The organism is Pseudomonas sp. ERMR1:02 (assembly GCF_002277815.1).
GTDB lineage: Bacteria > Pseudomonadota > Gammaproteobacteria > Pseudomonadales > Pseudomonadaceae > Aquipseudomonas.
The window spans coordinates 338448-351912 of record NZ_NKJI01000006.1 but is presented as its reverse complement, the minus strand read 5'-3'; the positions used below and the strand labels follow the sequence as shown (position 1 = coordinate 351912).

Sequence of the window (13465 nt, the reverse complement as noted above, 5' to 3'; positions counted from 1 at the left end):
ATCCTTATGACCGATCAACAACGCCTGGAACTCGAAGCCGCCGCCTTTCGCCGGCTGGTGGCCCATCTGGACAGCCGCAAGGACGTGCAGAACATCGACCTGATGAACCTCTCGGGTTTCTGCCGCAACTGCCTGTCCAAGTGGTACAAGGCCGCCGCCGATGAACGCCAGATCGAAGTCAGCCTCGATGACGCCCGCGAAGTGGTTTACGGCATGCCGTACGCCGAGTGGAAAGCCCAATATCAGCAAGAAGCCAGCGCCGAACAACAAGCGGCGTTCGCCAAAGGAAAACCCAATGAGTGATTTGAACACCCTGCGCGCCAGCCTCAAAAGCGGCGAACACGCCTTCGCCGACACCTTGGCGTTCATCGCTGCCGGTTACGATTACCAGCCCCAGGCTTTCAACAATGGCGGGGTGGAAAACGCTGCCGGGCAGAATGAAGGTTCGTGCAAGACGTTGGGTCTGGCGCTGCTGGAAGGTCTGAGCGATGACGAAGCCCTGCTGGCGTTCGGTGAGCATTACCGATCGGTGGTTGCCACACCTGAAGGCACTGACCACGGCAATATCCGCGCGCTGATCGCCCATGGTCTGGCTGGGGTGAAGTTTACCCAACAGCCCCTGACCCGGCGCTGATTGAAACCTGTAGGAGCGAGCACGCTCGCGATGAACGCATGAACACCGCGGGGTGTCAGGCAGCCAGCGTTATCGTTGACGACCATCGCGAGCAGGCTCGCTCCTACAAGTTTTCTACGTTACATCCCGAATTTTAAGATTGACCCGGCGACTTTATTTCGTTTGCCGGTCAGTGCTGCTCGCGGCTTAGATAAAAAGAAGTCCTCCTTCTTGCGAGCCGGTCATCCATGAGCAGCGAAACCATCAGTCAGTCGATCAACATCGTTCACCCTGTCACGCTCAGCCACGGAAAAAACGCCGAGGTCTGGGACACTGATGGCAAACGCTACATCGACTTTGTCGGCGGCATTGGCGTACTGAACCTCGGCCATTGCCATCCGCGCATCGTCGCGGCCATTCAAGAACAAGCCACGCGACTGACCCATTACGCGTTCAACGCCGCTCCCCATACGCCCTACATCGAACTCATGGATCGTCTGACGGCGTTCATTCCTGTGGACTACCCGGTCAGCGGCATGCTCACCAACAGCGGTGCAGAAGCGGCCGAAAATGCACTGAAGATCGTTCGTGGTGCCACTGGCCGCACGGCAGTCATTGCCTTCGATGGCGCCTTCCACGGCCGTACCTTGGCCACCCTCAATCTCAACGGCAAAGTCGCGCCCTACAAACAGAAAGTCGGTGTGTTGCCCGGACCGGTGTATCACCTGCCCTTCCCCAGCGAGGACAACGGGATAACCTGCGCCGAGGCTCTCAAAGCCATGGAGCGCCTGTTCAGCGTCGAAATCGACGTCGATGACGTGGCCTGCTTTATCGTCGAGCCGGTGCAGGGCGAAGCGGGTTTCCTGGCCATGGACGTGACGTTTGCCCAGATGCTACGACGCTTGTGCGACGAGAAAGGCATTGTGCTGATCGCCGATGAAATCCAGTCCGGTTTCGGCCGTACGGGCCAGCGCTTTGCGTTCTCGCGACTGGGTATCGAACCGGACCTGATCCTGCTCGGCAAAAGCATCGCCGGCGGCGTGCCGCTGGGTGCGGTGGTCGGGCGCAAGTCGCTGCTCGACAACTTGCCCAAGGGTGGACTCGGCGGCACCTATTCCGGCAACCCCATCGCCTGCGCCGCCGCGCTGGCGACCCTGGATGAAATGACCGATACCCATCTGCAAGCCTGGGGCGCGCAGCAGGAAGAGGCGATTGTCAGTCGCTACCAATCCTGGCGTGATCGCAAGCTGTCACCGTACCTCGGGCGCCTGACCGGGGTTGGTGCGATGCGCGGTATTGAGCTGGCCAAGGCCGATGGCACGCCGGCTTCGGCGCAGTTGACGCAACTGCTGGCTCTGGCGCGGGAGGCGGGTTTGCTGCTCATGCCCAGCGGTAAATCGCGGCACATCATTCGGCTGCTGGCGCCGTTGACGACTGAAGCGGCTGTGCTGGAAGAAGGCCTCGACATCCTTGAAGAATGTCTGAAGAAATTAACCTGATCCACACCGCCAACTGTAGGAGCGAGCCCGCTCGCGAAGGAATCGAGAGCTCCGCGGGGTGTCAGGTCACCAGCGTTATCGTTGACGACCATCGCGAGCAGGCTCGCTCCTACAGGAATACGTGCGTTTGCGAAGGTATAAAAAAACCGGCCTGAGCCGGTTTTTTCGTTTCTACAGAATCAAGCGTTCTGCAGGTTGTCGAGATAACGCTCGGCATCCAGTGCCGCCATGCAACCGGCGCCGGCCGAGGTGATGGCCTGACGGTATACGTGGTCAGCCACGTCACCCGCCGCGAAGATACCTTCGAGGTTGGTGGCCGTCGCGTTACCGTCACGGCCGCCGTGCACAACCAGGTAGCCGTCTTTGAGGGTCAGCTGGCCTTCGAACAGCGAGGTGTTCGGAGTGTGGCCGATGGCGATGAACACGCCGTCGACTTTCACTTCGTCGAAGCTGCCGTCGTTGTTTTTCAGACGGGCACCAGTCACGCCCATGTTGTCGCCCAGGACTTCGTCCAGGGTCGCGTTCAGCTTCAGGATGATCTTGCCTTCTGCAACGCGGGCATTGAGCTTGTCGATCAGGATTTTCTCGGCGCGGAAGGTTTCGCGACGGTGAATCAGGGTCACGGTACTGGCGATGTTGGCCAGGTACAGGGCTTCTTCAACAGCGGTGTTGCCGCCGCCGACCACAGCCACTGGCTTGTTGCGATAGAAGAAACCGTCGCAAGTCGCGCAGGCCGAAACGCCTTTGCCCATGAACGCTTCTTCCGACGGCAGGCCCAGGTAACGAGCGCTGGCGCCAGTGGCGATGATCAGGGCGTCGCAGGTGTAAGTCGCGCTATCGCCGATCAGGGTGTACGGCTTGGCAGCGAAGTCCACGGCATTGATGTGATCGAACACGATCTCGGTTTCAAAGCGCTCGGCGTGCTCTTTCATGCGCTCCATCAACGCCGGGCCGGTCAAGCCGTGGACATCGCCCGGCCAGTTGTCGACTTCGGTGGTGGTGGTCAGTTGACCGCCGGCCTGCATGCCGGTGATCAGCAGTGGCTTGAGGTTGGCACGGGCGGCATAGACCGCGGCGCTGTAACCGGCAGGGCCGGAACCGAGAATAATCACTCGCGAATGACGGACTTCAGACATGACCTGCTCCTGTTGACCGGCCCGGAACACCTGGCGCGGAACGCCGGATTGCCGGCGGGAATAAAAAAGGACCATTGAAAGCACTTGGGGAAGGCTTGAACTCGACAGTCCTGTAAAAGAATGGGTGCAGCGTATCGAGGGGGCGAAGATTAAGGAAATACGGTTTAACAATCCAGCTCATAGGTGGTCTCTATCCCGTCAGCGTGATTATCAGGACGCCTTTGTTACAGTTAATGTCGATCCCGCTGCCGCGCTTTCGCCTCTCAGGCAAAGCCGGTAAGGTCGGCGCGTTTTCCCTCTGCTCGGAGCACGTTATGCCCGCCCCTGTACTGTCCGGCCCGCAATACCTGCGCGAAGGCCTCAAGCTCGTCCTGAGCCCAAGCCTGCGTTTGTTCGTGTTATTGCCGCTGGCAATCAACCTGGTGCTGTTCGTCGGATTGATCTATCTGGCAGGCCATCAATTCAGCCTGTGGGTCGATACGCTGATGCCTTCGCTGCCCGACTGGCTGAGTTTTCTCAGTTATGTACTGTGGCCGCTGTTCGTGGTCCTGGTGGTGTTGATGGTGTTCTTCACCTTCACCATGCTCGCCAACGTGATCGCTGCGCCGTTCAACGGTTTTCTGGCGGAAAAAGTCGAAGTAGTGGTGCGCGGTACCGACGACTTCCCTACCTTCAGCTGGGGCGAACTGATTGCGATGATCCCGCGGACCCTGGCCCGGGAAATGCGCAAGCTCGGCTACTTCCTTCCGCGCGCCATCGGGCTGTTCATCCTCTCGTTCATCCCGGTGGTGAACATCATCGCCGCACCGCTCTGGCTGCTGTTCGGAGTGTGGATGATGGCGATCCAGTACATCGACTACCCGGCGGACAACCACAAGCTGGGCTGGAACGAGATGCTCGCCTGGCTGCGGCAGAAGCGCTGGCAGAGCATGAGTTTCGGCGGGATCGTCTATCTGGTGCTGCTGATTCCGCTGGTCAACGTCCTGATGATGCCCGCCGCCGTGGCTGGGGCGACCTTGTTCTGGGTCCGCGAGCGTGGGGCCGAGAACCTGGTGAGCCAGCGCTGAGCCATACCTACACAAGCGTTCATAAATCCATCATCTGATCGTCACAACGACGACATGGCCTCAGCCGACACTGAGGTCATGACGACAGCTCTGCATATCACCCTGATCACCGAAACCTTCCCTCCCGAAATCAACGGCGTGGCCAATACCCTTGGTCGCTTGTGCGACGGCTTGCGCGCGCGCGGGCATCAGGTGGAGTTGGTGCGACCCCGTCAGGTTTGCGATCAGTCGGCGGGCAGCGATGACGAACTGCTGCTGTGCCGAGGCTGGCCGCTGCCGGGTTATCCCGGTCTGCAATGGGGCCAGTCGTCGATGCACAAGCTGCTGCGACGCTGGAAGCGTCATCGCCCGGACGTGTTGTACATCGCCACTGAAGGACCGCTCGGGTTATCGGCATTGCGTGCGGCACGGCGCCTGGGGATTTCGGTGGTCAGCGGCTTTCACACCAACTTCCAGCAGTATTCCAATCAGTACGGCCTCAGCCTGCTGACGCGCCTGCTGACCCACTACCTGCGCTGGTTCCACAATCGTTCGACCTTGACCCTTGTACCCAGTGTCAGCCAGCGAATGGAGCTGGAGCGTCGGCAGTTTGAGCGTCTGGCACTGCTGTCCCGCGGCGTCGACAGCCAGCTGTTTCACCCGGCCAAACGCTTGAATGCGCTGCGTGAACAATGGGGGCTGGGCGATAACGACATTGCTGTTATCCATGTAGGACGTTTGGCACCGGAGAAAAATCTGGGCTTGCTCAAGCGCTGTTTCGACACTCTCAAGGCGACTTATCCACAGCGCACCCTGAAGCTGATCGTGGTGGGCGACGGTCCGCAACGCCTGCTCATGGAAGGCGAAATGCCCGAAGCGATTTTCTGTGGAAGCCAACGGGGTGAAGCCCTGGCCAGTCACTATGCGTCGGGGGATGTGTTTCTGTTTCCCAGCCTGACTGAAACCTTCGGCAATGTGGTGCTTGAGGCGCTGGCCTCCGGGCTGGGCGTGGTGGCTTACGATCAGGCTGCGGCGGCGCAGCATATTCGCCATGGCTACAACGGTGTATTGGCGATGCCGGGGGATGAAGACGCGTTTTGTGATGCGGCGGCTTGGATGCTGGAAGAGCGGGAAACCTTGCGCTGCATGCGGCTTAATGCGCGCCAGCACGCCAGTCGACAGGGGTGGGCGGCGATTATCGAGCAGTTCGAGGGGCAGTTGCGGGGGGCTTGCGTGCAAGGGCAAACCATACCCGATGCAGCGTTGTTGCCTTAAAAGCTTCGCGGGCAAGCCTCGCTCCTACAGGTCCTGCGCTATACCTGTAGGAGCTGACTTGCCAGCGAATAGGCCCTTAAACCAGCGTCATCAACGCCTCACGGCTGAACGGCAGGATATCTTCCTCACGACCGTCGCGCACTTTCTGCGCCCAGTCCGGGTCTACCAGCAGCGCACGACCCACTGCAACCAGGTCGAACTCATCGTTGTTCAAACGCTCCAGCAGTTTTTCCAGGCTGGCCGGTTGGGCGATCTTGTCGGTGTTGACCATGAACTGCAGGAACTCGCCGTCCAGGCCGACGCTGCCCACGGTGATGGTCGGCTTGCCGGTTAGTTTGCGGGTCCAGCCTGCCAGGTTGAGTTCGGAGCCGTCGAATTCCGGCTCCCAGAAACGACGTGTGGAACAGTGGAAAATATCCACGCCGGCATCGGACAACGGCTTGAGGAACTCATCCAACGCTTCAGGTGTTTGTACCAGGCGCGCGGTGTAATCCTGCTGCTTCCACTGGGAGAAACGGAAGATGATCGGGAAGCCTTCACCGACCGCGGCACGCACGGCCTGAATCAGCTCGATGGCGAAACGCGAACGGTTGGCCAGGTTGCCGCCGTATTCGTCGGTACGCTGGTTGCTGCCTTCCCAGAAGAACTGGTCGATCAGATAGCCGTGGGCGCCGTGGATTTCCACGCCGTCCATGCCGATGCTCTGGGCGTCTTTGGCCGCCTGGGCGAAGGCGGCGATCACGTCCTTAATGTCCTGCTGGCTCATGCCGTGAACCACGACCTGACCGTCCTTCACTTTTTCCGACGGGCCGTAGCCCGGCACGCTGGCATCCGGCTCGGTGCCGATGCGACGCACGCTGCCGACATGCCACAGTTGCGGAACGATTTTGCCGCCCTCGGCATGCACGGCGTCGACGACTTTTTTCCAGCCGGCCAGCGCCGCTTCACCGTAGAAATGTGGGACGTTCGGGTAGCCGTTGGCAGCCTTGTGACCGACGGTGGTGCCTTCGGTGATGATCAGGCCAACGCCGGCCGCAGCGCGACGACGGTAGTACTCGATCACTTTGGAATTAGGCACGCCGCCCGGCGAGAAAGAGCGAGTCATCGGTGCCATGACGACACGGGTCGGCAGTTCGAGGGTGCCGAGGTGGAACGGTTTGAACAGGGCTTTTACGGGCATGGGGACGCTCCACGGGAATAGACTTTATGACGGCGATAATATGGAGGTCGGCGCGCGCTGAACAGCACTATTGATTTTGGTGATGTAGGAGCAGCCGGTCGACGCTCGAATGCTCGCGATGGTGGTCAACGATAACGCTGGCGGTCTGATACCCCGCGGTGTTCCTACCACCATCGCGAGCAAGCTCGCTCCTACAGAGAGAGGGGGATATCAGCGCAGCGCTTTTTCAATCGCCTGAACCACGCTCGGATCGTCCGGCGCCGTACGTGGTGAAAACCGCGCCAGCACACGCCCGTCTTTACCCAACAGGAACTTTTCGAAGTTCCAGGTAATGTCGCCGGGGAATTCGGCGCCCTCGCCCGCCAGCAGTTTGTACAGCTGATGCCGCTCATGCCCGTTGACTTCCAGCTTGCTGGACAACGGAAAAGTCACGCCATAGTTGAGGCTGCAAAACTCCTGGATCTCTTTTTCGGAACCCGGCTCCTGCCCGGCAAACTGATTGCACGGCAGGCCAAGTACGCTGAAACCCTTACCCTTGTATTGCTGGTAGAGGTTTTCCAGCGCCGCGTACTGTGGGGTCAAGCCACATTTGGAGGCAACGTTGACCACCAGCACGACGTGCCCCTTGAAAGGCGCCAGAGGTAGCGTCTGACCATTCAGGGCTGTCAAATTAAGGTCGTGAAAAGCACTCATGACGTACTCCAGATTCCCGTGTTTTTCTCGAAACAACTACTTGGCGGTGTCGCCTGGGACAGCCGCAGACTAAAAAGGCGCCCTCGGGGCGCCTCTCCAGTTATCGGAAAGCTTAGCGCAGAAATCAGTGGTGATGGCCACCTTCGCCATGGACGTGACCATGGGCGATTTCTTCCTGGCTGGCGTCACGGATGCTGATGATCTTGACCTGGAAATTCAGGCGCTGACCGGCCAACGGGTGGTTGCCATCAACGGTAACGTCGTCGCCGTCCAGATCGCGGATGGTAACGATCTGCATCTGGCCGTCCGGAGCGGAAGCGTGGAACTGCATGCCCACTTCCAGCTCATCGACGCCTTCGAACATGCTGCGGCTCAGGGTGCTGACCAGTTCGGCAGCGTATTCGCCGTAGGCATCTTCAGGTTCAACGGCTACGGTCAGCTCGTCGCCGACTGCTTTGCCTTCCAGAGCCTTTTCCAGGCCCGGGATGATGTTGCCTGCGCCTTGCAGGTAGACCAGCGGCGCGCCGCCGGCGGAGCTGTCGATGACCTCACCAGCGTCGTTGGTCAGGGTATAGTCGATGGAGACAGCCTTATTGGCGGCGATCAGCATGGGGCGAGACCTTTTGCAAAAGAATAATGAAAGACCCAGTTTAGCGAAGCAATCGCCCGAAAGCGAACACAACCCGGACAGACGGAATTCGACGGTCACAGGCTTTCATCAGGACGAGGACGGGCACTGGGTGGCCGAACTTTCCTGCGGTCACACCCAACACCTGCGCCACCAGCCGCCCTGGCAATCCCGGGCCTGGGTCATGGATCCTGTGCAGCGTCATGAAAAAATAGGCCAGCCCTTTGATTGCGGTTGGTGCGCACAAGGCTCGGTTAGCGATAACCTTGGCGACTGAATTTAGGTAGATCGCCAGCCATAGGCGTTCGCCATTGCCATGCTCCCTTAGAGAATCCGCATGCAAACTTTTTTATCGCTCCCACCGATTTTGGCGTGGGCCTGACCTCCATCAGCCTCGGGCTGGTGCGTACCCTCGAGCGGGCCGGCCTCAAGGTCGGCTTTTTCAAACCGATCGCCCAGCCGCATCCGGGTGATACCGGCCCCGAGCGTTCCACCGAACTGGTGGCTCGTACCCACGGCCTGAAACCACCACAACCGCTGGGCCTGGCCCATGTCGAGCGCATGCTCGGCGACGGTCAGCTGGACGAGTTGCTCGAAGAGATCATCACCCTCTATCAGCAGGCTGCCATTGGCAAAGACGTGCTGATCGTCGAAGGCATGGTGCCGACCCGCAGCGCCAGTTATGCCGCACGAGTCAATCTGCATTTGGCCAAGAGCCTCGACGCTGAGGTGATCCTGGTGTCAGCGCCGGAAAACGAAGTGCTGACCGAATTGTCCGGTCGCGTGGAGTTGCAGGCGCAATTGTTTGGCGGCCCGAAAGACCCGAAAGTCCTCGGCGTGATTCTGAACAAGGTGAAGACCGACGAGAGCATGGAGGCCTTCGCCGCGCGCCTCAAAGAACATTCGCCGCTGTTGCGCAGTGGCGATTTCCGCTTGCTGGGCTGTATCCCGTTCCAGCCGGAACTGAACGCACCGCGCACCCGCGACGTGGCCGACCTGATGGGCGCCCAGGTGCTCAACGCCGGCGACTATGAAACGCGGCGCATGACCAAAATCATCATTTGCGCGCGCACCATGCGCAACACCGTGGAGCTACTCAAGCCCGGCGTGCTGGTGGTGACCCCCGGCGACCGCGACGACATCATCCTGGCCGTGAGCCTCGCGGCAATGAACGGCGTGCCCCTGGCTGGCCTGTTGCTGACCAGCGACACCCTGCCCGACCCGCGCATCATGGATCTGTGCCGTGGCGCCTTGCAGGCTGGCCTGCCCGTGCTGTCGGTGAGCACCGGCTCCTACGACACCGCCAACCAGTTGAACGGCCTGAACAAGGAAATCCCGATCGACGACCGCGAGCGCGCGGAGATCATCACCGATTTCGTTGCCAGCCATCTGGACGCCAACTGGCTGCACCAACGCTGCGGCACACCTCGGGAAATGCGCCTGTCGCCGGCCGTGTTCCGCTATCAATTGATTCAGCGCGCCCAGACCGCCAACAAGCGCATCGTCCTGCCAGAAGGCAGCGAGCCATTGACCGTACAGGCCGCGGCGATCTGTCAGGCTCGCGGCATCGCTCGCTGTGTGTTGCTGGCGAAACCGGCCGACGTCGAAGCGGTCGCTCGCGCCCAGGGCATCGAACTGCCACCGGGGTTGGAAATCCTCGATCCGGACCTGATCCGCGAGCGCTACGTCGAGCCGATGGTGAAGCTGCGCAAGACTAAAAGCCTCAACGCGCCGATGGCCGAGCAGCAACTGGAAGACACCGTGGTAATCGGCACCATGATGCTGGCGCTGGATGAAGTCGACGGCCTCGTATCCGGCGTCATTCACTCCACAGCCAACACCATTCGCCCGGCCCTTCAGCTGATCAAAACAGCGCCAGGCTGCACCCTGGTGTCGTCGGTGTTCTTCATGCTGTTTCCCGAAGAAGTGCTGGTATACGGCGACTGCGTAATGAACCCGCACCCGAGCGCCAGCGAACTGGCCGAGATCGCCCTGCAAAGCGCCGATTCGGCGGCGGCTTTCGGCATCACCCCACGTGTGGCGATGATCAGCTATTCCAGTGGTGAATCGGCCAGCGGCGAAGAAGTCGAGAAAGTGCGCGAAGCGACGTTGCTCGCCCATGAACAGCAAAACTCGCTACTGATCGACGGCCCGTTGCAGTACGACGCCGCCGCCAACGAAACCGTGGCTCGGCAACTGGCACCGAACAGTCAGGTGGCCGGTCGCGCCACGGTGTTCGTGTTTCCCGATCTCAACACCGGCAACACCACCCACAAAGCCGTGCAGCGCAGTGCCGACTGCGTCAGCCTCGGTCCGATGCTGCAAGGCCTGCGCAAACCGGTGAACGACTTGCCGCGCGGCGCGCAAGTCGATGACATCGTCTACACCATCGCGTTGACCGCGATCCAGGCTGCCAACCGACCTATGGATGTATAAATGCTGGATTTTCTACCTGCCCCCGTGCGCGGCGTGATCGCCGCGCTGCTGTTGGCACTGAACACGATTTTGCTCTGCTCGTTTCTGTTCTGCGTGGCGCTCGTCAAGGCATTGCCGTTCGCCCTCACCCAGCGTATCGCGCACTGGCTGATGGGCCATACCCACGAAGCCTGGATCAGTCTCAACAAAGGCTGGATGAACCTGGTCCGTCGCACTCGCTGGCACGTCAGCGGTTTGCAAGGCCTCGACTACCAGCACTCATACCTGATCACCAGCAACCACCAGAGCTGGGTCGATATTCTGGTGCTGCAATACGTGCTCAACCGACGTATCCAGCCGCTGAAGTTCTTTCTCAAACAGGAGCTGATCTGGGTGCCGGTGATTGGACTGGCATGGTGGGCGCTCGGCTTTCCGTTCATGAAGCGCTACTCCAAGGCGTATCTGGAAAAGTACCCGGAGAAAAAAGGCAAGGACCTGGAAACCACCCGCAATACCTGCGCGAAGTTTCGCAACGACTCGGTAGGCATTTTCAACTTTGTTGAAGGCACGCGATTTACCGAAGGCAAGCATGTGCAGCAGAAATCACCGTTCCGTTACCTGCTCAAACCCAAGGCTGGCGGCATTGCCTTTGTGTTGGACGCGATGGGCGAGCAGCTTGAATCGATCGTCAACGTGACCATCCATTACCCGGCAGGGCGTCCAGGCTTCTGGGATTTGCTGTGCGGGGACGTGAAGGATGTGGTGGTGCATTTTCAAGAGCTGAAGATTCCACCACAGTTCATTGGCAAGAACTACGACCAGGATGGTGAGTACCGCTTGCAGTTCCAGGGCTGGATCAATCAGATGTGGCAGGACAAGGATGCTTTGTTGGGGCAGATGCATCGCGAGTATCCAGCGAAGTAAACAGGCGCCTGTTCCGGCCTCTTCGCGGGCAAGCCTCGCTCCTACGGATTGTGGTGCTTCAGTAGGAGCGAGGCTTGCCCGCGAAGGCGCCCTACCGGACACAAAAAAACCCGCCGATGATCACTCATCGGCGGGTTTCTTTTACCGGCTAGCGCTTAGATCGCGCCACGCTTGCGCAGCAATTCCAGCACTTGCTTGACGCCTTCTTCCAGCGACACGGACTGGGTGTCGATCACCAGATCGGCATCCAGCGGCACGTCGTACGGGAAAGACTCGCCCGGGATGTTATCCCCGGCCGCCGCGTACAGACCTTGTGGATCACGCTCGGCGCAGACCGTCGGCGAGGCCTGGACGTAGACCGTCACCAGACGCTCCTTGCCGATCAGTTCCTTGGCTTGTTCACGACCTTCGGCACTTGGTGCTACGAACGCCGCGAGGGTCAACAGACCGGCTTCGTTGAACTGACGCGCCACGTGCGCGGCACGACGCCAGTTCTCGGTACGCCCGGCGCGATCCTGTGGCAGACCTTTGTTCAGGTCGTGACGCAGGTTCTGGCCATCGAGCACGAACACCGCACGGCCCAAGTCGAACAGCTTGCGTTCAACGGCGTAGGCCAGGGTGCTTTTGCCCGCGCCCGACAGGCCGCTGAACAACACGGTCGCCGGTTGCTGGCCGAAGCGCTGTGCGCGTTCTTCGGTGGCGACGTGGGCCAGTTTACCGTGGTGCGTGCTGGTGCCATGCGCCACCGGTTGCGCGACGATCATGCCGGCGCCGACGGTGCCGTTGGTCAAACGGTCGATAACGATGAACGAACCGGTGGTGCGGTTGCTCGCGTAACCGTCCAGCGCGATAGCCGCGTCGAGGCTGACCTTGACCCGACCAATCTCGTTCAACTGCAACGAACTGGCCGGACCTTCTTCCAGGGTGTTCACGTCAACGCGGTTGACAATGCTGGTGATCGAACCCGGCACGTTACTGGTGGCGCGCTTGATGTCGTATTTCTTGCCCGGCAGCATCGGCTCTTCCGCCATCCACACCAGCATGGCGTCGAAGGCGTCGGTCACTTGCGGCTGGTTGTCGGCGTGCACTAGCAAGTCGCCACGGGAGATGTCGATCTCGTCTTCCATGGTCAGCGTGACAGCCTGACCTGGACCGGCGTGCTCGAGCTCACCTTCGAAAGTTACGATCGATTTCACGCGGCTGCTTTTGCCCGACGGCAGCACAACGACTTCGTCGCCCTTGTGCACGATACCGCTGGCCAGTGTGCCAGCGAAACCACGGAAGTTCAGATTGGGACGGTTGACGTACTGCACCGGGAAACGCAGGTCGGTGAAGTTGCGGTCGCTGGCGATTTCGACGGTTTCCAGAATTTCCATCAGCGACTGGCCGGTGTACCACGGCGAACGCTCGGACTTGTTCACCACGTTGTCGCCTTTGAGTGCCGACATCGGCACGAAAGCCATGGTGGTCGGCTTGAAGGCTATGCCCTCGGCGAACTTCAGGTAATCGGCCTTGATCGACTCGAAAACCGTTTCATCGAAGCCGTTAAGGTCCATCTTGTTAATGGCGACCACGATGTGTTTGATGCCGAGCAACGAGGCAATGAAGCTGTGGCGACGGGTCTGGGTCTGCACGCCGTAACGGGCGTCGACCAGGATGATCGCCAGGTCACAGGTGGACGCACCGGTGGCCATGTTGCGGGTGTACTGCTCATGGCCAGGGGTGTCGGCGATGATGAATTTGCGCTTGGCGGTGGAGAAATAGCGGTACGCGACATCGATGGTGATGCCCTGCTCACGCTCGGCTTGCAAGCCGTCGACCAGCAATGCCAGATCGATGTCTTCGCCCGTGGTGCCGACTTTTTCGAGTCGCGGGTAATGGCTTCCAGATGATCTTCGTAGATCATTTTGGAGTCGTGCAGCAGGCGCCCGATCAGGGTGCTCTTGCCGTCGTCGACGTTGCCACAGGTCAGAAAGCGCAGCATTTCCTTGCGTTCGTGCTGGCCCAGGTAGGCGAGGATGTCCTCGCTGATCAAATCAGATACGTGCGACATGAC

The 13465-nt window shown here is 60.1% G+C and carries 12 protein-coding genes and 1 pseudogene; 8 read left to right on the top strand and 5 right to left on the bottom strand.

The annotated features are described in order from the left end of the window. Positions 1 to 6: 6 nt before the first annotated feature. The 3 genes from CES87_RS14435 to CES87_RS14425 all read left to right on the top strand — a co-directional run bounded on the left by CES87_RS14435 (position 7) and on the right by CES87_RS14425 (position 2112). A complete protein-coding gene (locus tag CES87_RS14435; RefSeq protein WP_008026968.1) occupies positions 7 to 303 on the top strand; it encodes a DUF1244 domain-containing protein in 297 nt (98 codons plus the stop codon). After that, positions 296 to 634: a HopJ type III effector protein gene (locus CES87_RS14430; protein WP_128606631.1), complete on the top strand. Its 339-nt coding sequence runs from the start codon at positions 296 to 298 to the stop codon at positions 632 to 634. Before CES87_RS14435 ends, CES87_RS14430 begins: the two co-directional genes overlap by 8 nt. Before the next feature lie 227 nt (positions 635 to 861). Beyond that, positions 862 to 2112, top strand: coding sequence for an aspartate aminotransferase family protein (locus CES87_RS14425; RefSeq protein ID WP_128606630.1), 1251 nt, complete (start codon positions 862 to 864; stop codon positions 2110 to 2112). A gap of 179 nt (positions 2113 to 2291) precedes the next feature. On the opposite strand, the gene trxB is transcribed toward CES87_RS14425, so the two are convergent. Continuing rightward, positions 2292 to 3248, bottom strand: coding sequence for a thioredoxin-disulfide reductase (gene trxB, locus CES87_RS14415; protein WP_095193879.1), 957 nt, complete (start codon positions 3246 to 3248; stop codon positions 2292 to 2294). Between the two features lie 314 nt (positions 3249 to 3562). On the opposite strand from trxB, the gene cysZ reads away from it, so the two are divergent. Both cysZ and CES87_RS14400 read left to right on the top strand, forming a co-directional pair. Then, positions 3563 to 4315, top strand: coding sequence for a sulfate transporter CysZ (gene cysZ / locus CES87_RS14405; RefSeq protein WP_128606629.1), 753 nt, complete (start codon positions 3563 to 3565; stop codon positions 4313 to 4315). A 54-nt stretch (positions 4316 to 4369) separates the two neighbouring features. After that, the gene (locus CES87_RS14400) at positions 4370 to 5569 is read left to right on the top strand and encodes a glycosyltransferase family 1 protein (RefSeq protein WP_128606628.1); all 1200 of its coding nucleotides are present in this window, start codon (positions 4370 to 4372) and stop codon (positions 5567 to 5569) included. Positions 5570 to 5645: 76 nt separating this feature from the next. Here the strand turns inward: CES87_RS14400 and CES87_RS14395 are convergent, their stop codons facing one another. From CES87_RS14395 to CES87_RS14385, 3 genes are all read right to left on the bottom strand, one after another. After that, positions 5646 to 6749 (bottom strand): NADH:flavin oxidoreductase, encoded by a 1104-nt coding sequence (locus tag CES87_RS14395; protein ID WP_128606627.1) that lies wholly within the window; start codon positions 6747 to 6749, stop codon positions 5646 to 5648. Between the two features lie 210 nt (positions 6750 to 6959). Next, complete coding sequence (locus tag CES87_RS14390; protein ID WP_128606626.1) at positions 6960 to 7442, bottom strand: glutathione peroxidase; 483 nt, start codon at positions 7440 to 7442, stop codon at positions 6960 to 6962. Positions 7443 to 7566: 124 nt separating this feature from the next. Then, the gene (locus tag CES87_RS14385) at positions 7567 to 8052 is read right to left on the bottom strand and encodes a peptidylprolyl isomerase (RefSeq protein ID WP_128606625.1); all 486 of its coding nucleotides are present in this window, start codon (positions 8050 to 8052) and stop codon (positions 7567 to 7569) included. Between CES87_RS14385 and CES87_RS14380 the strand changes: the two genes are divergently transcribed. From CES87_RS14380 to CES87_RS14370, 3 genes are read left to right on the top strand one after another with little or no spacing between them, the layout of a single operon-like run. Continuing rightward, complete coding sequence (locus tag CES87_RS14380) at positions 8021 to 8347, top strand: DUF3565 domain-containing protein (protein ID WP_128606624.1); 327 nt, start codon at positions 8021 to 8023, stop codon at positions 8345 to 8347. The genes CES87_RS14385 and CES87_RS14380 overlap by 32 nt on opposite strands. A gap of 20 nt (positions 8348 to 8367) precedes the next feature. Continuing rightward, positions 8368 to 10506, top strand: a complete 2139-nt coding sequence (gene pta, locus CES87_RS14375; protein WP_128606623.1) for a phosphate acetyltransferase — start codon at positions 8368 to 8370, stop codon at positions 10504 to 10506. Then, positions 10507 to 11409: an acyltransferase gene (locus CES87_RS14370; protein ID WP_128606622.1), complete on the top strand. Its 903-nt coding sequence runs from the start codon at positions 10507 to 10509 to the stop codon at positions 11407 to 11409. It abuts the gene before it with no gap. A gap of 155 nt (positions 11410 to 11564) precedes the next feature. On the opposite strand, the pseudogene cysN reads toward CES87_RS14370, so the two are convergent. Then, positions 11565 to 13462: pseudogene (gene cysN / locus CES87_RS14365) on the bottom strand (sulfate adenylyltransferase subunit CysN). Positions 13463 to 13465: the final 3 nt, after the last annotated feature.